The sequence below is a fragment of the Polaromonas sp. P4_F9 genome (assembly GCF_056401235.1).
Genome location: NZ_JBFUJT010000020.1, coordinates 34726 through 54451 on the forward strand (window position 1 = coordinate 34726; position 19726 = coordinate 54451).

Sequence of the window (19726 nt, forward strand, 5' to 3'; positions counted from 1 at the left end):
CTTGGTGGCAGACAACGCGCTTCTCGCGATCGAGCCGCGAGAACATGATCGTCCAGGCCAAGACACGCGGATGGGGAAGATTTCGGGGCTTTTAGGGAGGTTAAATCTCTGGGGCGACCCGCCGCCTTCCCTTATGCCTAGAGAGCAGACGTGGGGTTTCTATCTGAAACTCCACGGCTCACTCGATTGGTTGCATTGTGAAACACCAGCGTGCGCAAACAATATAAACATCTTCGCGCGCGGCGTCTCGGAACTAGCCGATGGCCAAGATGAAGGAATGCCCTGCCGTTACTGCGGCGCCGCCCTCAAGACATTCATTGTCCCTCCCGTTGCAACAAAGCGCCTCGAAGACAGGGGGAGAATGGCATTTCTCTGGAATATTGCACTTCGGCAGCTGAGCAGTGCGAGCCGCGTCGCAGTTATTGGCATCTCATTCGCGCCGAGCGATTTCGAGTTACGGTGGCTAGTACGACAAGCCATTGAGCTACGTACCGATCCGCATTACGAGCTACATGTTGTAAATCCCACCCCTTCTCACCGGCAGGGAATCATTAACGTCTTTCCCGGAGCCGACCGACTCGTCTATGAGTACGGTTCCGTATCCGACTTCATCGAGCAGCGTCCGTGCAATGCGCCCTAACTAATCATTGCACCGGACATGCCCGAAGAACCGCGCCGACCGGCGAATTCAAGTGTCGCATCAGTCGAGATCATGAGTGACGAATCATCAAGCGCCAATTGCTTCAATTGATTCAAGATAGTATTAGCCGATTTCCACTCGCCCGTAACCGTCAAATTCGGAGATTCCTGCATGAACAAACGCAATTTCCTCGCTGTGGCCGCTGCGGCCGGCATACTGCCGGCAACCTCGGCGCCTGCCCTGGCCAAAACAGCAGCAAGTGGCCCTGCACTGCTCACGGTGGCTGGTGCCATCAAAAAAGGCAACCGCGGCCCGCTGGATCCGGCGCTGGACCAGATGATGGCCAAGCATGGCGTCAAGTTCTCCGAGGCGTTTACGCTGGATACCGCGGCGCTTCAGCGTCTGCCGAGCGTCACCATCAAGCCCACGCTGGAGTACGACAACAAGGCGCACACCTTGGCGGGCCCCTTGTTGACCACGGTACTGAATGCGGCGGGAGTCAAGACTGATGCTGCGCTGCGCCTTGGCTTGCGGGCGGTCGACGGCTACAACGTGAATATCACGCTGGCTGACGCGAAAACGTACCGGATGATGGTGGCCACCCACATGGATGGCAAGCCCTTGGCGCTGGGTGGGTTGGGGCCGCAGTGGGCGGTTTATGATGCCGACACGCTTGCTGCGTTCAAAGACAAGCCCGTCAAGGAACGGTTTGCCCTGTGCCCTTGGGGACTTTATTTCATTGACGTGAGCCCTGCGTAGAACGCTTCCTGGAACGCTTCGTCAGGCATCACGCAAACACCCTCACACCCTCACACCCTCACACCCTCACACCCTCACACCCTCGTGGCAAGGACTAAAAAAACATGGCCTCGTCTGCTCTCGAATCCTTCGTCTCACAAGCCATGGCGCACGCGCGCGATCTCCCTGAGCCTGCCGACTGCGTGCTGGCGCTCGCCCCGCTGATGCTCGAACTCATCGAACGGGCAACGACGTTTCTTGAACCGCAGCACTATCGAAGCGACCCGAACCACTACGCTCGCAATCTCGTCTACAACGCACCGGATGCAAGCCTCTCGCTCTACACCCTGGTTTGGTCGCCGGGGCAATGGACGCCGGTACACGACCACGGCAGCTGGGGTGTGGTTGGCGTATTGGAGGGCGTGCTGGAGGAGCGTGACTACGTGCGCCTGTCACCCGACAGCGGGGCCGATGAAGGCATTCATCTTGTGCGTGGTGGCGTCATCCTCTTGGGGCGCGGTGCGGTCACGAGCTTTGTGCCAAACCCCGACCACATCCACGTCACGGGCGTTCCACCGGAGAGGCCCCGCGCCGTGAGCCTGCATCTTTACGGCCGAACGATGAACAGCTTCAATACCTATGACATTGCCTCAGGCACACGCCGGCGTGTAAGCGTAGCGCACAACGAAAGTTGAACCGGGACCACGGGCCAGAACACCAAATCCAGGGGCTGCCTGACCCGGCCTGGGGGTTTTATTTCATCGACGTGAGCCCTGCGTAGAACGCGCTACAACACGCGGGCCGCCTGCTGTTTCTTTGAGTTCAGGCGTGGGTTGCCACCAGCACGGCGGCCCACGACAGCAGCGCAACACCAAGCGGCGTGCTGAGGCGTCGGCCCCAGGAAACGTTTTTTTCGATCGCCATCACGGCGGCAAGAACGAGCATCCAGCCGAGGCTGCCGGTGCCGACCGCGAACATCAGCAGCATCAGTGCCCAGCAGCAGCCCACACAGAACAGGCCGTGGTGCGCACCCAGCGCGAACGCCTGCCGCGCCTGCGCATGCCCACGCCAGTGCTCGATCACGAAGCTCAAGGGCGTGCGGCACTTTTCAAGGCACCGGTACTTCAGCTTGCTGAACTGAAAGGCGCCGGCCAGCGCAATCGTCGCTGCGCCAATCAGCCAGCCGTGCCAGGCCAGCGTGGGCACGCTGGCGAGCAGGGTCAGCACCGCGCTGTGCAGCGCATGCGCCAACAGCCCGAATGCGCCCCACACCGCCATGTAGCCCAGGCCGAGCAGCAGCAGCAGGCGCCCATGGTCCGGGCGTTCGGCCGTCAGCCGGTCGAAGGTGTTGAACAGGGGCAGGGTGGTGGGCAGCATCATGGCTGTCGTCATGAGTATCCACGCGGCGGCGTACAGCACCATGGGCACGACCACATCGCCAGCGGGCACGATGCGGCACAGAAACGCCGCCGGGCCGGAGGCTGTCCAGTCAGCGTGCTCGAGATAACGCCCATACGGGCTGCGCGCCCACGCCCACAGCGCCATCCACGCGAGCGCAATCAGCGCGGCCAGCACGGGCAGGAAGACGCGATGGTGGCGCGAGAGGATTGGCGGCGCCGGGCCTGCCACCGGATTCATTGGGAAACCTCCGCGCTACGCGCTGTTGTATTGGCCCTGGGAGCGGCCCAATGGCTCATGCGTCGAAGACGAAGGTGCTCTGCAGGGCGTTGTGGTTCTTGATGTCGAGGTTAATGCCGAGCGCGGCGTTCTTGGATCGGTAGGTCGGGGCCTTGCCGACAAACACCGGCGCCCCCGGGACCGTCGAGAACACGGTGTCGGACAGCGTGGTCAGCCCACCCATCGCACCACGGTACGGCTCGAGTTCAGCGAAGTAGTTCTTGCCGATCTCGAGTATGCCCTTGCCCTCTTCGACGGTGAAGCGAATCGGCGCCCGTTCCACCGATACGACCTCGCCGATAAGCTTGGCGAGATCGGCGACCGGGCCGCCGGCCTGGCCGGTGTAGACCTTGAGCAGTGCCTCTTCCTGCGCCTTGGAGGCCTTGTCGTCGACAAAGATCGCGGCCCTCCAGTTGCCTTCCAGGATATTGCCGGGCACATGGGCCACGGCTGCAATGGTGTTGCCGCCTACATCGACGCCGTCGACCGTTCCCTTGTCAATGCGCCACGCGACGATGGTGTCGCAGGTGCCGTTGTCCGGATCCTCACCGATCCAGCAGGGGCACAGGACGTTGCAGTTGCAAACCTCGAGCAGACGACCTTCCAGGTGATAGCTCATACGAACCTCCATGGGAGCCACATGAACAGGGACTTGTCGTCTTGGCTCGCGGCGGCAAGAGAAAATGATTCTCCGCCGCGGGATGTGCCAAGTCAAGGACGGTGATGGGTGATAAATAGTGATGAAAGGCGATGATGGCCAGCGCAGGGGGGTGAGGGCAGTCCGAGGGGCAGTGGGAGGCCTGCTCTGACGTTCAGGCGCTGACGTTCAGATATTCACCAACGAAACGCCATGCAGGGTTATCCTCCAATTAGAGGATGGACTGGCTGGCTCATCGCTCCCAGACTCGGCTCCTCACGACTGCCGGTTTCAACCAAAAGGAGAACTGACCTATGCGTACCCGAACCCTCATCGGCCGCTCATTGCAGCTGGCTCTGTTGTTTGTTTTGGGCCTTGTCGGCTCATTCGCGCTCGCCCAGGCGCCTGCCCAGGAGCAGGCGCTGACGCGGACGGCCCGTGATGCACAGCTGAAGTGGGGGCCCTGCCCGCCGTTCTTGCCCAAAGGATGCGCGATCGCCGTGCTTCATGGCGATCCTGCGAAAGAGAACGTGGATGTCTTCTTCAAGGTGCCCGCCAAGTCGACTATTCCGCTCCATTGGCACACGTCGGCGGAGCGCATGGTTCTTATTGCAGGTGAGCTTCATGTCACCTATGACGGCCAGAAAACAGCCGTTCTCAAGCCCGGAACTTACGCCTACGGCCCACCCAAGGCACCGCACAAGGGCTTCTGCGCCAGCACCAGTGCCTGCGTCCTCTTCATTGCCTTTGAATCGCCGCTGGACGCAGTGCCCGTCGAGAACAAAGAGAAGTAACGCACCGCTGCCCAATAAATCGTTCGAGCGGACGCGCTAAACGCGCGGATATTGAGGATCGCAAGCTGGGGTTGCGAGGTGGTGTGCTGGCCGCCTGCAGAGGCCGGCATCGGCCCGATATGAGCCGGATGGCCTTATGCGCCTTGCCCGTCTGTTGATCCAGTTGCACACCGTCCGAGATGAGCGCATCCTTCAACACCAGTTGCTACTGCCACGCAGTAAGGAGGTCGTATGAAGCCTGCAAGACTCACCGTAAAGGATGTGCGCGCCCGACCCGTGCTCGTGCCCTTGAAAAGGCCAATCGTCTCGCGGGTCGGCTTGTTCCACGATTGGCCACTGATCCTCATCGATCTGGAAACGAATGAAGGAATCGTTGGCCGCAGTTATCTCGAACCTTATCTGAAGCATTCTGCGCGTTACATCGTGCCGATGATTGACGATCTTTTCCAGGCCATCAAAGGGCACGGCGTTGCACCTTTTGATGAATATCGCAAGGGAATCAACTCGCTCCACCTCGTTGGACGGGAAGGCCTCTCGATGATCGCGGTTTCGGGTCTCGATATGGCCGCCTGGGACGCGCTCTCACAGGCGGCGGGCATGCCGCTCGCCGAGTATCTGGGCGGATCCATAGGGCCCGTGCCTGCATATAACAGCAACGGTTTGTGGCTCACCCCGCTCGAATCCATTGGAGCCGAAGCTGACGAACTCGTACGAGAGGGTAACTTTTCAGCGCTCAAGCTTCGTCTCGGTCGGGACAAGTTGGAGGACGACATTGCCTGCATTCACGCTGTTCGGGACGCGGTAGGCAGCGACGTCAAACTCATGTGCGACTTCAACCAGGGCCTGTCTTTCGGCGATGCGCTCCTGCGCTGTCACGCATTGGACGATCATGGTCTGTATTGGTTTGAAGAACCTATCACCTATGACAACATCCCGGGCTACGCGCAACTGGCTCGCGAGCTGAAGACACCGCTACAACTCGGCGAGAACTTCTACGGGCCGCGTCATATGTACCAAGCACTTCTCGCCGGTGCAGGCGACCTTGTGATGCCAGACATGATGCGAATCGGAGGCGTCAGCGGCTGGCTGCGTGCAGCAGCCATTGCGGGCGCCGCAGGTGTCCCCATGTCGACCCACCTGTATCCCGAAGTCGCGGCACACCTCATGCGAGTTACTGAAACGGCGCATTGGTTGGAGTGGCAAGACTGGGCAGATCCCGTGCTGACGGAGCCGTTCAAGATCGAGAATGGGTTTCTCTGCATACCGGACCGGCCTGGGCAGGGCATCACGTGGGACGAGAAGGCCGTTGCCAGGTACTCGTATTGAACGAGCCCCTGCTGCGTACCGCGCCTTAACTCCTACTTATATGACCGCAAAGGGCACCAGTCGGTCTTGCCCCACTTGTTATTTGAGCAGCAGCCCGTCAATCTGCCGCAAGTCCTCTGGCGTCAAGGTGCCGTTGGCTTGCCGCAGGCGCAGGCCGCCCAGCAGCACGTTGTAGCGCGCCTGGGCCAGGTCGCGCTTGGTCTGGAACAGCTGGCTTTGCGCGTTGAGCACGTCGATATTGATGCGCACGCCGACCTGGTAGCCCAGTTTGTTGGCATCCAGCGCGCTCTGGCTGGACAGCTCGGCCGCCTCCAGGGCCTTGACCTGCCCCTGGCCCGACAGCACGCCAAAGTAGGCGGTGCGCGTGCTCTGGGACACGGTGCGTTTTGCCCCCTCGAGGTCGCTGCGCGCCTTGTCCTTCAGCGCGAGGGTTTCCTTCACGCGGTTTTGCGTGGCAAAGCCGGCAAACAGCGGGACATTGAGCAGCAGGCCGACATTGCTGGAATTGGTACGCGTGGACAGGATGCTCGTAGTAGTGCCTGACGGACTGCGGGTGACGTTGTAGCTGGCGGTGGCGTCGAGTGTGGGCTTGTGACCGGCTTCCGCTTTTTTGACTTCGAGCTCGGCAATGTCCAGCCCGCTTTGCGCCTGGCGGATGCTGGGGTGTACCGCTTCGGACTGCTGCACCCAGGCATTGACGTCGGCCGGCACCACCGGCGGCAAATTCACCGGGGCCAGCAGGCCCTTGGGCTGCGATTCGGTTTTGCCGACCAGCTGGTCCAGCGCGATTTTCTTGACGCGCAGGTCGTTCTCGGCGGCGATTTCCTGGGCAATCACCAGGTCGTAGCGTGCCTGCGCTTCCCGGGTGTCGGTGATGGTGGCGGTGCCCACCTCAAAGTTGCGTTTGGCCGAGGCCAGCTGCTCGGCCACCGCGGCCTTTTGCGCCGTCACAAAGGCCAGCGTGTCCTGCGCGGCCAGCACATCAAAGTAAGCCTGGCTGGTGCGCACGATCAGGTCCTGTTCGGCTGTCTCCAGCTGTGCCTTGGCCAGATCCACCTGCCGGGCGCCCTGCTCGTAAGTGGCCCAGTTGAAGGGACGGTACAGCGGCTGCGTGGCGGTCAGCGTGGCGTTTTGCGTGTTGAAGCTACGGTCGACCACCGGGTTGGTGTTTTCGAAGCCAGTGCGTGACACGCCCGCCGCAAGGCCCGCCGTCGGCAGGATGCCGGCCTTGGCCTGTTCGGCCCTGGCAAGGTTGGCGTCGTATTGCAACCGGGCCGACTGGTAGGTCGCGTCAAACGCACGGGCTGATTCGTACAGTTCTACAAGACTCTGGGCCTGCGCCTGCTGGGCAACAGCCATCAACGCCAGGGCGATCGCCATTGACAGGGGCGCTATCACAGGAGGCAACGCAAGCGCCTGAAGTTTCTTGGGCGTGGTCATAAGGGTCCTGAAGAAGTGATGAATCGGCAAATAAAAGGCGAGAAGGCGGGCAATCGGCTCAGCGGGTGATCAGCCGGGCGGCAGCAGTCATCAGTAAATCGGCACGGAAGGGTCGACCTGCTGTGACCAGGCGTCAATGCCGCCCTGCAGGTTGACGACCTCGGTGAAGCCGCTTTGCGCCAGGTAGTTGGCCACCTGCAGGCTGCGCATGCCGTGGTGGCACAGGCAGGCGATCGGCTGGTCGGTGCCGCCGGCTTCCTGCAATTCGGCCAGGCGCGCCGGAACCTCGCGCATCGGGATGCGCACCAGCCGGAAGCCGTCCTCCTTGACCGATGCGGTCTGCAACTCCCAGGGCTCGCGCACGTCGAGCACCACGGGCGGGGAGCCGGGCGCGGCAGCCTGTGCGCTGTCACGCCAGGCGGCGAAGTCGGAAGGATTCAGTTGGGAAATCATTGCGGCGCCCTTGGTTCCTGATATTGCTGGTGTTGCAAGTGTTGCTGTTTGGCAGGTGGTGGCAAGAAAGCTTGTCAGAAGTTGAATTTCGAAGGCTCGGCGAAGTTCAGCAGCCGCGGCGCCACCGTGTCCCAGGCGTGGGTGGTGCGCCAGGCTTCTTCGGCGACACGCGTGACCAGGGTGGCGCGCATCACGGGCTCAAAACCCACGATGGCGCTCAGTCGTCCGCCGACCTTGAGCAGCGACAACAGCGAAGCGGGCACCTCGGCGACGGAGCCGCTGAGCACAATCACGTCAAACGGCCCGCGCAGCGGATCGGTGCTGGACACGGCCTGCGCAAGATTGGCGGCGCCGTCGCCGGTGCGGACTTCGGCGTTGTAGATGCCGGCTTTTTGCAGGTTGTCCCGTGCCATCTGGGCCAGCGTGGGGTCGATTTCCAGCGTGATCACTTGCTGCGCGCGGTGCGCCAGCAGCGCCGCCATGTAACCGGAACCGGCGCCGATCTCGAGCACTTTTTCGTGCTTTTGCACGGCCACGTCCTGCAGGATGCGGGCTTCGACCTTGGGCGCCAGCATGCACTGGCCGGGGTTTTTCTGCTGCGCCGCTTCGGCGGTCAGCGGGATTTCCATGTCCACAAACGCCAGCGCCCGGTAGGCGGCCGGTACAAAATCCTCGCGCTTGACCACGGCGAGCAGTGAAAGGACCTGGCTGTCCAGCACTTCCCAGGGGCGGATTTGCTGCTCAATCATGTTGAATCGGGCTTGTTCGTAGTTCATGGGGGACCTGTGGGTTGGCGGGGTAAGAAGGGAAGGGGAGTGCACGAGATAAACCCTTGATTTTAGCCGGGGCTGGAGACGGAAGCCGGGCCGGCGGAAGCCGCTTCAGCCGGGGCGGCCGCGTGCGTTTTTCGGCGGAATTTGCGCTTGAACCACTGGCCCAGGTCGTCCAGGTAGCAGTAGGTCACGGGCACCACCACCAGGGTGAGCAGGGAGGAGGTGATCACGCCGCCGATCACCGCCTGGCCCATGGGGGCGCGTTGCTCCGAGCCTTCGGTCAGGGCAAAGGCCAGCGGCACCATGCCGAAAATCATGGCCAGCGTGGTCATCAGGATGGGGCGCAGCCGCACCCGGGCCGCCTCCAGCAGGGCCTCGCTGCGGTCCAGGCCGGGCATCTGGCGGCCGTCTGCGTCGGTCCAGGGCCGGCGCATGCGAATGGCGAAGTCGACCAGCAGGATGGCGTTTTTGGTGACCAGGCCCATCAGCATCACCACGCCAATGACGGAGAACATCGACAGTGTGGAGCCAAACAGCAGCAGGGCTAGCACCACGCCGATCAGGGTGAGGGGCAGCGAGGTCATCAGGGCCAGCGGCTGCAGGAAGCTCTTGAACTGGCTGGCCAGGATCATGTAAATAAACACAATGGCCATCACCAGCGCCGAGACGGCATAGCCAAACGACTCGGCCATGTTCTTGGTGGAGCCGCTGAACTGGTAGCGGTAGCCCGGCGGAAGATCGATGCCGTCCAGCACGGCCTTGATGTCGTTGGACACCTCGCCGGCCGAGCGGTTGTAGACGTTGGCGTTGATGGCCACTTCGCGGGTCAGGTCGCGCCGGTTGATCTGGTTGGGGCCGGTCGATGCCTTCACGCTGGCCACCTGGCTGAGCCGCACCACGCGCGTGGAGCCGTCTGCATTGCTGCCTATGGCGCTGCTCATGAAAGGCAGGCGCTCCAGGTCTTGCGGCGCGTTGCGCGCATCGGGTGCCAGGCGCACGTTCACGTCATAGGTCTGGTCGTCGGGTGCGCGCCAGTTGCCGACGGTCTGGCCGGCCACCAGGGTGCGCAGCGAGGCGGCAATCTGCGACACCGACAGCCCCAGGTCGGAGGCGGCATCGCGCCGCACATCCACCTCGATCACCGGCTTGTCGGCCTTGACACTGGAGTCCAGGTCGACCAGGCCGGGAATGCCGCGGATTTTGTCGGTGACGAGGCGGCTCAGGCGTTCCAGCTCCTTGAGGTCGGGGCCCTGCAGCGAAAACTCGACCTGCTTGTTGCCGCCCACGGCGTCGAGCAGGCCAACGTGGGTCACGGTGATGCCGGGCACCTGCTTGAGACGCTCGCGCAGCACGCCCGACATCTGGTCGGCATTGCGGCTGCGTGCCTTCCGGTCGACCAGCCGCACATACACGCTGGCGTACATCTTGCCCTGTGCGCTGCCGGTGTTGAGGGTGGCCAGCGTGTAGTTCACCTCGGGAAATTCGCGGATGATGGCTTCCACCTGCCGGGCCTTCGCTTCGGTGGCTTCCAGCGATGAGCCCACCGGGGTGTAGAAGTTGAGTGAGGTCTCTGAAAAGTCGGCCTTGGGCACAAACTCCGTGCCCAGCAGCGGCACCATGACCAGGCTGACGATGAAAATCACCACGGCCAGCGCCAGCGTGGCCAGCTTGTGCAGCAGCGACCAGCGCAGGATGGCCTGGTAGCTGTTGCCCAGCGAGTCGGTGGCAAGGTCGAACCAGCCGGTCACGCGGCCAATGGTCTTGTCATACCAGGTGACCGGCGCGCGGTGCCGGCCATGCGCCTCGATCGACGGGTCATGCCAGATGCTGGAGAGCATCGGGTCCAGCGTGAAGCTCACGAACATCGAGATCAGCACGGCCGCGACGATGGTCACGCCGAACTCGTGGAAAAACTTGCCGATGATGCCGCCCATGAAGCCGATGGGCAGGAACACCGCGACGATGGAAAACGTGGTGGCCAGCACCGCCAGGCCAATTTCCTGCGTGCCATCCATCGAGGCCTGGTAGGGCGCCTTGCCCATCTGCACGTGCCGCACAATGTTTTCGCGCACCACGATGGCGTCGTCGATCAGCAGGCCCACGCACAGCGACAGCGCCATCAGCGTGATCATGTTGATGGTGAAGCCGAACATGTTCATGAAGAGGAAGGTGCCGATGATGGAAATCGGCAGGGTCAGCCCGGTGATCACCGTGGAGCGCCAGGAGTTGAGAAACAGGAACACGATCAGCACCGTGAGCAGGGCGCCTTCGGTCAGCGTGCGGCGCACGTTTTCCACCGCGACGCGAATCGGCCGCGAGCCGTCGGTGATCAGCTCCAGCCGGGCGCCCGGCGGCAGCAGCGGCTGCATGTCCCGGATGGCCTTGTTCAGCCCGTCGACCACGGCAATCGTGTTTTCATCCTGGGCTTTTTGCACCGTCAGCAGCAGGGTGCGCTCACCGTTGTAGAGTGCCAGGCTGTCGAGTTCCTGCGCGCCGTCGGCAATGCGCGCGACCTGCTCGACAGTGACAGGTGCACCGCCGCCCGCGGCCATGCTTTTTCGTGCCACGATGATCTTGCCGAAGTCCTCGGGCCGTTTCATGCGGGCGTCGATCTTGACCACGCGCTCCTGCGCCAGAGAGCGGATGGCGCCGACCGGCAAATCCTGGTTTTCGCTGCGCACCGCGTTGACCACCTGGTCGGCGGTGATGCCCAGCGATTCCATGGCCTGCGGATTCAGGTAGATGTTGATTTCGCGTTTGGTGCCGCCTACCAGCGTGACCGAGCCCGCGCCGCGCACGTTTTCCAGGCGCTTTTTCAGCACCTGATCGGCCCAGTTGGTCAGGTCCACCGCATTCATGCTGGCCCCTGCTCCTGTCGCTCCTGTCGCTTCGGGTGCCTTCGGCGCTGCGCTGCCGCGTTCGCTGGCTGTTTTTGGTGCGGTGGGGAGTACAGCTACCGACCAGATCGCGCGGCTGGCCGGGTCAAAGCGCAGCACGCGCGGCTCCTTCACCTCATCGCGGAAGCTGGGCCGGATCGCCGCTATTTTTTCGCGCACATCTTCGGCCGCCTTGCGCCCATCCACATACAGCTGGAACTCGATGATGACGATGGCCTGGCCTTCGAAGCTGCGCGAGGTCAGGGCATTGATGCCGGCGATCGAGTTGACGCCTTCTTCAATTTTCTTGGTGACTTCGCTCTCCACAATTTCGGGCGAAGCGCCGGGGTAGTCCGCCGTGACGACAACCACCGGGAAGTCGATGTTGGGGAACTGGTCCACCTGCATGCGCTGGTACGAGAAAAGCCCCAGCACGACGATGGCCAGCATGACCATGGTGGCAAACACGGGATTCTTGAGGCTGACCTGCGTGAACCACATGGCTTGTGCCGCTCAGGGGGCCAGTTTGGCGGGGGCTGGCGCAATGGCCGGTGCATTGCCGGCGGGATTCCCCGCGGCGCCGTCCGGTGTGCCCGGCATCTGCGTGAACCGGACGCGGGTTCCTTCACGCAAGGCCGGAATTTCGCCCCGGATCACCAGCGTGTTTTCCGCCAGTCCCGTGATGGCCACGACATCTTCATGGCCGGACGTTCCGCGCGCGCCAGGCTCCACCGCCCGGTGCACCACCCGGCCGTTTTCAATCGCCTGCACATAGGGGGCCGGCTTGTCGGTGCGCACCGCGCTGACCGGGACCGCCAGCAGCGATGCCCGCACCGTGCCCAGTGTGCCTTGCGCGAACAGGCCCTGGCGCAAGGGCAGGGCACGGCCTTCGCCGGTGCCGGCTGATTTGTCGATGTTGTCAATGTTGTCGATCGCCAGGTAGGCCATCACGCTGCGGCTACCCGGCTGCGCACTGGGGTTGATGCGCACGACGCGGGCGCTGATGGGCCGCCTGCTGCCTTCGATTTGCAACTCGGCGCGCTGGCCCACCCGCACGTTCAGGGAGTCGGTGGCGCTCAGGGTGGCCTCGAGTTCGAGCCTGCTCAGGTCGACCACTTCCACAATCTTCGCATCGATGCCCACCCGCTCGCCCGGCTGCGCCAGGCGTTGCGACACCTGGCCCGAGATGGGCGACCGCAGTACCGTGTCATCCACCGATTTGGCCGCAACCTCGGTGGCTGCCAGCGCCGCCCGATAGGTGGCTTTGGCGGCATTGAGGTTGGCCAGTGAGGCGTCCAGCGCGGTTCTGGAAATAAAGCCCTGGTCTACCAGCGCCTTGTTGTTGTCGTACTGGCGCTGCACCACCTCGACTTGCGCCCGGGCCGATTCGGCCTGCTCCCGCGCCTGCCGCACGCGCGACTGGTATTCGCTGGCATCAATGCGTGCAATCACCTGGCCGGCCTTGACGAAGTCGCCTTCGCGCACTGTCAGGCCCTGCAGTTCTCCGGCCACGCGGGCCTTGATCACGGCGGAGTTGACGGCCTTGAGCGCGCCCGAGACCGCCAGGCCCTGCAGCACCTCACGCGGCGCCGCCTTGACTACGTCGGTCGCCGCGAGTTCCACCTGGCTCTGGTCTTTGGCTGCGCTGACGGCGGCCAGCGCCTGCTGCTGGGCCTTGCGGGCCGACAGGGCACGCAGCACGCCGCCCACGACAAGCAAGACGATGACGAGGGCCACGGCCCATTTGACCCAGCGTTTCGTCATCAGGCTGGTTCCAGGCCCCGACCCGACTCACCCGGGCGAGCGCTCATGCCGTACAGAATGGTGATGACCTGCATGGCAACGTATTTTTTGGGGTCCATGTCAACGTCGTCCCGAATGCACACGCCCATGGAGTGCTTTGACAGCATCAGGAAAACCATCGGTGCGATCACGGCGTAGACGCTGTAGTCGAGGTCCATGTCGCGGAACTCGCCGCGCTGTATGCCTCGTTGCAAAATGCGGCGAATCAGGTTCTGCCCGGGCTGGACCACTTCCTGCTGGTAAAAGGCCGCGATCTCCGGGAAGTTCTTTGCTTCGCTCATCATCAGCTTGGTGATGCCCGAGGCTTTGGTGGCGCCGACGCGGTTCCACCACGTATTCATGCAATAGGTCAGCATTTCTGCGCTGGTGCCTTCGAAGTTCTCGAGTTCCTCGTTCCATTCCTTGAAGCGGCCCGAAATGTTTTCGCGTACCACCGCCTTGAGGAGTTCTTCCTTGCTTTGAAAGTACAGAAAGAGGGTGCCCTTGGAGACGCCGGCACGCGCCGCGACTTCTTCAGCGCGGGTGGCGGCAAAGCCTTTTTCGACGAAAAGATCCAGCGCGGCGTCCAGCAATTCGCCGGGCCGCGCTTCCTTGCGGCGTTCGCGCTTGGCGGCGACCGACGGAGTGGGTGGGCGGACGAGTTTGGAAAGTGGCATGATTACTGACTGACTGGTTAGTAATATAGCCACTTGCTTTCTGAGCGTCAACCGGTCAACAGGGTCAATCGGGTCTACCAGGTCAATCAGAGGTCGATCGGGTCAACCCGAAGCCATCCTCGCGCCCGGACGGGGCGGATCGGTAGACGCCTCGGATGTCAGCTCCGCTTCAAAGGCGTGCCAGCGCGAGCGCCAGCCACTCGCGCAGCACCTGGCGCGAGGCCATCAGCCCCTGCGCAGAAGGCATCCATTCCAGGAGATCGCGCTCCAGCGGGACCACGTAGCCCATGGGCGCTGGTGTGACCTGCAGGCCGGCTGCCTCAAAAGCGGCGACGGAGCGCGGCATGTGCCAGGCGTGAGTGACCAGGGCGATGCGCTGCACGCCATCGCGCCGGAGCAGGGGCGCCATCAGGCGGGCATTGCCTGCCGTATCGCGTGCCTCGGCTTCGTTCCAGCGCAGTGTGACGCGGTAGTCCTGCAAGGCCGCGCGCCTTGCCACCTCGGCTTCAGAGTCCCGCTGTGCATCGCTGGCCGCCCAGCCCATGCCTCCGCTAAACCCGAGGGGCAAGCCGGACTGGCGTGCCAGCCAGACGCCATAGCGCAGGCGTGCCGCCGTGTGTGCATTGGGTTGGGCCTCGCCGTATTCAGGCGCCTGCGGCAGCGCCCCGCCGCCCAGTACGACCACAGCCTGCACCTTGCCGGTTTTCAGGGCGGCCACGGGGAGCGGGGCGAATTGCGGCAGTATGGTGCGCGCCAGCCAGACCGACGTGCCATGGCAACTTAGCAGCCCCAGCAGAATCACCGACACCAGCGCCAGCGAGAGGCCGCCGCGCCGTCCCCGGAAGGCCAGCAGCAAACCGAGCAAGGCGAGCAGCAAGGGCGCCACGGGTGGCAAAGCCAGGCTGGCCAGCAGCGGTCTGAGGGTGCCGAATTCCATCAATTGCTATAAAAAAAGAAACTGATGGTACCCCGCGCGCCGGGGCGGCCGTTCCTGAACGCTCAGTAAAAGCTCAGTAAAAAGCCTGCAGGCCGGTTTGCGCGCGCCCCAGGATCAGCGCATGCACATCGTGCGTGCCTTCGTAGGTGTTGACGGTTTCCAGGTTGATCATGTGGCGGATCACGTGGTATTCGTCATGGATGCCGTTGCCGCCGTGCATGTCGCGCGCCATGCGGGCGATGTCGAGTGACTTGCCGCAGGAGTTGCGCTTGATCAGCGAAATCATTTCAGGCATGGCCTTGTCCTCGTCCATCAGGCGGCCCACGCGCAGGCAGGCTTGCAGGCCCAGCGTGATCTCGGTCTGCATGTCGGCGAGCTTCTTTTGAATGAGCTGGTTTTGCGCCAGCGGGCGGCCGAACTGCTGGCGGTCCATGGTGTACTGACGGGCGCGGAACCAGCAGTCTTCGGCCGCACCTAAAGCGCCCCAGGCAATACCGTAGCGCGCCTTGTTCAGGCAGCCAAACGGGCCCTTGAGGCCGGACACATTGGGCAGCAGGTTGGCGTCGGGCACAAACACGTCGTCCATGACAATTTCACCGGTGATGGAGGCGCGCAAGCTCATCTTGCCCTCGATCTTGGGAGCGGAAAGGCCCTTCATGCCTTTTTCCAGCAGGAAGCCGCGAATTGCTTCCTGGCCGCCGACCTTGCCGTCCTCGTCTTCCAGCTTGGCCCAGACCACAAACACGTCCGCAATCGGGCTGTTGGTGATCCACATCTTGGAGCCCTTGAGGATGAAGCCGTCTACCCCGTCACGCGTCGCGGGCTTGGCGCGCGTCAGCATGCTGGCCGGGTCGGAGCCGTGGTTGGGCTCGGTCAGGCCGAAGCAGCCGACCCATTCGCCGGTGGCCAGCTTGGGCAAATACTTCTGGCGCTGCGCCTCGCTGCCATAGGCATGGATCGGGTGCATGACGAGCGAGCTTTGCACGCTGATGGCGCTGCGGTAACCGCTGTCCACGCGCTCCACTTCGCGCGCCACCAGGCCGTAACTGACGTAATTGAGGCCGGCGCAGCCGTAGCCTTCAATGGTCGAACCCAGGAAACCCATGGCGCCCGCTTCATTCATGATCTCGCGGTCGAACTTTTCGTGGCGCGCGGCCATCAGCACGCGGGGCTGCAGTTTTTCCTGGCAGAACTCGTGCGCGGCGTGCACGATGGCGCGCTCGTCGTCGCTGAGCTGCTCCATCAGGAACAGGGGGTCTTCCCAGTTGAATTTGGTTTTCATGGTGAGTCTCCTTCTGGATGCATTTGAGATGCGTTGAGGTGCGCTGAAGTGCGTTGGGGCTTTTGCAAAGTGTAGGACTTGGGGCGCCGGCATTGCGCCGCCTTTCGGCCCGCCGTAAGTCCAATTGTTTGACAAGCATGAATAGTTGTCTAATATCAAATATCAATCCAACGATACATTTTTCATATTCATGGAATTCCGCCACCTCCGCTATTTTCTGGTCCTGGCCGAAGAACTGCACTTCGGCCGGGCCGCGCGGCGCCTGTCGATTTCGCAGCCGCCGCTGTCGCTGAACATCCAGCAGCTGGAGGCCTCTGTCGGCGCGAAGCTGTTCACCCGCAACAGCAAGGCGGTGCAACTGACGGCCGCAGGGCTGGCCTTTGTGCCGGCGGCGCGTGCGCTGATTGACCAGGCCGCGCAGGCGGCCAGCCACGCGCGCGACGTGGGGCAGGGCATGGCCGGCAGCCTGGCCATCGGGTTTTCCGGCACCATGCTTTACAGCGGCTTGCCGAAAATCCTCGAGCGCTTTCAGGCCGAACATCCGCTGCTGCGGCTGACGCTGAAGGAGCTCAGCTCCAGCGAGCAGCTCATTGAACTGGCGCACGACCGGCTGGACCTCGGCTTTGTGCACACCACGCGCGTGCCACCCGAGCTGTCGCAGATCCTCGTGTCCAGCCAGGCATTTGTATGTTGCCTGCCGACGGGCCATGCGCTGGCGCGCAAGCGCTCCCTATCACTCAAGCAGTTGCACGGCGAGGCGTTTGCCGTGGTGTCGCGTGCGGTGTCGCCCGACTACCATGAGCGCATCCTGGCGATCTGCACCGAAGCCGGCTTTTACCCGGAATTCCGCTACGAACTGCGGCACTGGCTGAGCGTGGTGTCGCTGGTGTCGCAGGGCATGGGCGTGGCGCTGGTGCCGGCGGCGCTGCGGCAGTCGGCAATGGCCGGCGCCGCCTTTGTTCCGCTGGATGCCGCCACCACGCCTTACGACACGCACTGCCTCTGGAAGACCGCGCGCGACCACCAGTCGTTGGCGGCCTTCGTGAAAGCGGTGCGCGCCATCGCGCCGCCTGTGTCTGAAAAGCCCTGAAACGGCTTTCCATACCGGCAGGCGGCCGCCAAAAAGCAAAGAGCAAAAAGGCCCTTGCAAAAGTATGTCCCGCGTACGGGACCTAAAGCTGTCACCATAGGGCAGTTCATAGACTTCAAGGAGAACGGCATCAACCCGTATATCTGGTGTGTGGTGGGTGTGCTCCTTGGCGGGCTGGCCTGCCTGCTCGCGAACACCCGCGAAAAAATCATCATCCTCGAGAACCTGGGTGTCGGCGTGTTCGGCGCCTACATTGGCGGTGACTTCGTGGCCTCGCTGCTCAGCCATGGCGCTACCAACGACAAGACTTTCAGCATGGGCTCGCTTGGCCTGGCTGTCGCGGGCGCGGTTGTCTCTCTGGTCCTGCTGCGGCTGATGCGCCGCGCTGTCGGCCCCATGCACCAGACCAAAGGCCCGCGCCGCCGGGATTGAGCCGCTGCCCGGCAAGGGCAAGGGGGCCGCGCACGGCATTCGCGTGGCCTGCGGCGTAAGATCATCGCTCTCTTTACGACTAACGATGACCAACGGTTTCAAGCGGAGATTTCCATGCCCTCATCCCCCCAAACCATCACGCTAGGCGGCGGCTGCTTCTGGTGCACCGAGGCGGTGTACGTCAAGGTGCGAGGCGTCACCGACGTCGAATCGGGTTACAGCAACGGCCAGGCCGAGCGCCCCAGTTACGAGGACGTGTGCACCGGGCGCACCGGATGCAACGAGGTCGTCAAGCTGACCTATGACCCCGAGGAAATCTCGCTGCGTGAAATCCTCGAGATCTTCTTCGTGATCCACGACCCGACCAGCCTGAACCGGCAGGGCAACGATGCGGGTACCCAGTACCGCAGCGGCATCTATTACTCGACGCCCGAGCAAAAGCAGGTGGCCGACGACTTCATTCGCCAGGCCAGCCAGGACAAGCTGTTTGGCAAACCCATCGTGACGGAAGTGCTGCCGCTGGCCAATTACTGGCCGGCCGAGGCTTACCACCAGGACTATTTCGAGAACAACCCCAACCAGGGCTATTGCGCCTTTGTGGTGGGCCCGAGGGTGGAGAAATTCCGCAAGACCTTTGCCTCGCGCGTGAAGGACTGAGGGTCAAGCGCATGTGGCTCCTTCCCCCGCTGGGGGAAGGCGGGGATGGGGGCTCCCCTGCGCATGGGCACCCCGCACCGGTCAATCAAGCCGGAGGCCCCCATCCCAACCTTCCCCCAGCGGGGGAAGGAGTAAGAAGTAAGAAGGGGCGCGAATCAGGCGCCAGCTCACGGCCGCATGGGCCGGGCGCCAAAAAACAAAAACCTGCAATCCCTAAACCCGGCGCTGTGCGAGATAAAACCACTCCTGGCCCGCGTCGCCGTGCGGATTGGGGAACACCACAAACCCGTCTGCCGGCGCCTTCACCTCCGAGCCGTCGTGGCGCACGCCAATCACCTCGCCGGCCTGCACCGCATCAAAACTGCGCCACTCGCGGCTGAACTGGTCGTCGGCATGTTCGCGGTCGATGACGTCGACCAGACGCAGGATTTCCGGGTTCACGGGCACCGGCGCGAGTGGCAGGGAAGCAATTCCGAGCAAGGCCAGCGTTTGCAAAATGGCATGCCGGGCGACCTGAACCGCCTGCGGGTCGTCGTGCTGGCCGCATTCCAGCGTCACCCCATAGCCGCCGCGTGAACGCATGTATTCGGTGGTGCCCACACCGTAGTTGGGGTCGATCACCAGCGTCTGGGTGCGGGCATTGCCGACCGCGACCGGAGCCGCGCCGCGCCGCTGTACGCCGCGCGCATAGGTTTCCAGCCAGCCCTCCACCATGCGAGGCGCGCCGGTGTGCAGGGCCAACTGCATTTCTTCTTCGGCCCTGCGGAACGGCTCGAGCGTGCCGTTATTGTTTTGCGGCCCAACCATCACAAAAGAAGCGCCCCCGGTGTGAAACGAGTGCAGGTCCAGCAGCACGTCATGCGATTCGAGCAGCGGACACAGCACATTGGCAATCCGGTCCTCGAAATCCTGCGGAATGGCGCTCGGCGCCATGTTGCGGTTGAGGTTGCGCTCGCCAGTGCGCTGCCTGAGCTGGTAGGCCAGCGGATTGGTGACCGGCACAAAGGTCACGCTGCCGCGCTCGATGGCGAATTGGCCGTTGTCGATTTCTTCCAGCAATTGCGAGATGGCCCGCGCGCCGCAGACTTCGTTGCCGTGCACCGCGCCGGTCACCAGCAGGCGCGGGCCGGGCGCCAGGCCGTGGTAAGTGTGGGCGCGCAGATGAGTGGGGCGTTGTTCGCGCGCCTGCAATGTGCCGCTCTTGATCGTGTCATTCATGGGTTTGTTTATACAGCGGTTCGCATAAGGCGTGGATCTCCATCACTGGCCAGTCCCTCATGCATTCAGGGGATAGGCGCTGCTCAGGTCCATCGACATACCCACACCGTTCGCCAGTTTCGATGACTACTGGCAACTCTTCCTGGGCGGCCAGGGTCCCGCTCCGGCCTATGCCATGTCGCTGACCGAGACGGCCCGCACGGAACTCCGGGAGTGCCTGCGAGAGCGCCTGCCCGCACAGCCGGATGGGGCCATTCCCTTAACTGCGCGCGCCTGGGCCGTTCGCTTATTCGTTCC

Annotated in this window: 18 protein-coding genes; 7 read left to right on the forward strand and 11 right to left on the reverse strand. The window is 63.1% G+C overall.

Features of this window, described 5'->3' with window-relative positions; genetic code table 11:
• The first annotated feature begins 811 nt into the window (after nucleotides 1–811).
• Together AC1DUB_RS17785 and AC1DUB_RS17790 are read left to right on the forward strand one after the other, a co-directional pair.
• Nucleotides 812–1399, forward strand: a complete 588-nt coding sequence (locus AC1DUB_RS17785; RefSeq protein WP_477730648.1) for a putative pterin-binding protein — start codon at nucleotides 812–814, stop codon at nucleotides 1397–1399.
• 104 nt (nucleotides 1400–1503) lie between these two features.
• Nucleotides 1504–2073 (forward strand): cysteine dioxygenase family protein, encoded by a 570-nt coding sequence (locus AC1DUB_RS17790; protein WP_477718634.1) that lies wholly within the window; start codon nucleotides 1504–1506, stop codon nucleotides 2071–2073.
• Nucleotides 2074–2200: 127 nt separating this feature from the next.
• On the opposite strand, the gene AC1DUB_RS17795 is transcribed toward AC1DUB_RS17790, so the two are convergent.
• Both AC1DUB_RS17795 and AC1DUB_RS17800 read right to left on the reverse strand, forming a co-directional pair.
• Complete coding sequence (locus AC1DUB_RS17795) at nucleotides 2201–3016, reverse strand: DUF2182 domain-containing protein (RefSeq protein ID WP_477730649.1); 816 nt, start codon at nucleotides 3014–3016, stop codon at nucleotides 2201–2203.
• 55 nt (nucleotides 3017–3071) lie between these two features.
• Nucleotides 3072–3674 carry a DUF1326 domain-containing protein gene (locus tag AC1DUB_RS17800; RefSeq protein ID WP_477730650.1) on the reverse strand — a complete coding sequence of 201 codons (603 nt, stop codon included), beginning with the start codon at nucleotides 3672–3674 and terminating at the stop codon, nucleotides 3072–3074.
• Between the two features lie 332 nt (nucleotides 3675–4006).
• Here AC1DUB_RS17800 and AC1DUB_RS17805 point away from each other — a divergent pair, with 332 nt between their 5' ends.
• On the forward strand, nucleotides 4007–4486 hold the full coding sequence (locus AC1DUB_RS17805; RefSeq protein ID WP_477730651.1) for a cupin domain-containing protein: 480 nt from the start codon (nucleotides 4007–4009) through the stop codon (nucleotides 4484–4486).
• A 231-nt stretch (nucleotides 4487–4717) separates the two neighbouring features.
• A complete protein-coding gene (locus tag AC1DUB_RS17810; RefSeq protein ID WP_477730652.1) occupies nucleotides 4718–5812 on the forward strand; it encodes an enolase C-terminal domain-like protein in 1095 nt (364 codons plus the stop codon).
• Between the two features lie 78 nt (nucleotides 5813–5890).
• Here the strand turns inward: AC1DUB_RS17810 and AC1DUB_RS17815 are convergent, their stop codons facing one another.
• The 8 genes from AC1DUB_RS17815 to AC1DUB_RS17850 form a co-directional block, all read right to left on the reverse strand.
• Nucleotides 5891–7252, reverse strand: coding sequence for a TolC family outer membrane protein (locus AC1DUB_RS17815; protein WP_477730653.1), 1362 nt, complete (start codon nucleotides 7250–7252; stop codon nucleotides 5891–5893).
• A gap of 90 nt (nucleotides 7253–7342) precedes the next feature.
• Entirely contained in the window at nucleotides 7343–7705 is a 363-nt protein-coding gene (locus AC1DUB_RS17820; protein WP_477730654.1) for a rhodanese-like domain-containing protein, read from the reverse strand.
• 74 nt (nucleotides 7706–7779) lie between these two features.
• Entirely contained in the window at nucleotides 7780–8481 is a 702-nt protein-coding gene (locus AC1DUB_RS17825; RefSeq protein WP_477730655.1) for a protein-L-isoaspartate O-methyltransferase family protein, read from the reverse strand.
• Nucleotides 8482–8543: 62 nt separating this feature from the next.
• Complete coding sequence (locus AC1DUB_RS17830) at nucleotides 8544–11855, reverse strand: efflux RND transporter permease subunit (protein ID WP_477730656.1); 3312 nt, start codon at nucleotides 11853–11855, stop codon at nucleotides 8544–8546.
• A 12-nt stretch (nucleotides 11856–11867) separates the two neighbouring features.
• Nucleotides 11868–13118, reverse strand: a complete 1251-nt coding sequence (locus tag AC1DUB_RS17835) for an efflux RND transporter periplasmic adaptor subunit (RefSeq protein ID WP_477730657.1) — start codon at nucleotides 13116–13118, stop codon at nucleotides 11868–11870.
• On the reverse strand, nucleotides 13118–13813 hold the full coding sequence (locus AC1DUB_RS17840) for a TetR/AcrR family transcriptional regulator (RefSeq protein WP_477730658.1): 696 nt from the start codon (nucleotides 13811–13813) through the stop codon (nucleotides 13118–13120). Before AC1DUB_RS17840 ends, AC1DUB_RS17835 begins: the two co-directional genes overlap by 1 nt.
• Nucleotides 13814–13982: 169 nt before the next feature.
• The gene (locus AC1DUB_RS17845; RefSeq protein WP_477730659.1) at nucleotides 13983–14750 is read right to left on the reverse strand and encodes a YdcF family protein; all 768 of its coding nucleotides are present in this window, start codon (nucleotides 14748–14750) and stop codon (nucleotides 13983–13985) included.
• A gap of 73 nt (nucleotides 14751–14823) precedes the next feature.
• The gene (locus AC1DUB_RS17850) at nucleotides 14824–16032 is read right to left on the reverse strand and encodes an acyl-CoA dehydrogenase (RefSeq protein WP_477730660.1); all 1209 of its coding nucleotides are present in this window, start codon (nucleotides 16030–16032) and stop codon (nucleotides 14824–14826) included.
• A 190-nt stretch (nucleotides 16033–16222) separates the two neighbouring features.
• Here AC1DUB_RS17850 and AC1DUB_RS17855 point away from each other — a divergent pair, with 190 nt between their 5' ends.
• The 3 genes from AC1DUB_RS17855 to msrA all read left to right on the forward strand — a co-directional run bounded on the left by AC1DUB_RS17855 (nucleotide 16223) and on the right by msrA (nucleotide 18211).
• On the forward strand, nucleotides 16223–17122 hold the full coding sequence (locus AC1DUB_RS17855) for a LysR family transcriptional regulator (RefSeq protein ID WP_477730661.1): 900 nt from the start codon (nucleotides 16223–16225) through the stop codon (nucleotides 17120–17122).
• 54 nt (nucleotides 17123–17176) lie between these two features.
• Nucleotides 17177–17554: a GlsB/YeaQ/YmgE family stress response membrane protein gene (locus AC1DUB_RS17860; protein WP_477730662.1), complete on the forward strand. Its 378-nt coding sequence runs from the start codon at nucleotides 17177–17179 to the stop codon at nucleotides 17552–17554.
• Between the two features lie 114 nt (nucleotides 17555–17668).
• Nucleotides 17669–18211, forward strand: coding sequence for a peptide-methionine (S)-S-oxide reductase MsrA (gene msrA, locus AC1DUB_RS17865; protein WP_477730663.1), 543 nt, complete (start codon nucleotides 17669–17671; stop codon nucleotides 18209–18211).
• A gap of 213 nt (nucleotides 18212–18424) precedes the next feature.
• On the opposite strand, the gene AC1DUB_RS17870 is transcribed toward msrA, so the two are convergent.
• Nucleotides 18425–19429, reverse strand: coding sequence for a succinylglutamate desuccinylase/aspartoacylase family protein (locus AC1DUB_RS17870; protein ID WP_477730664.1), 1005 nt, complete (start codon nucleotides 19427–19429; stop codon nucleotides 18425–18427).
• Between the last annotated feature and the right edge of the window lie 297 nt (nucleotides 19430–19726).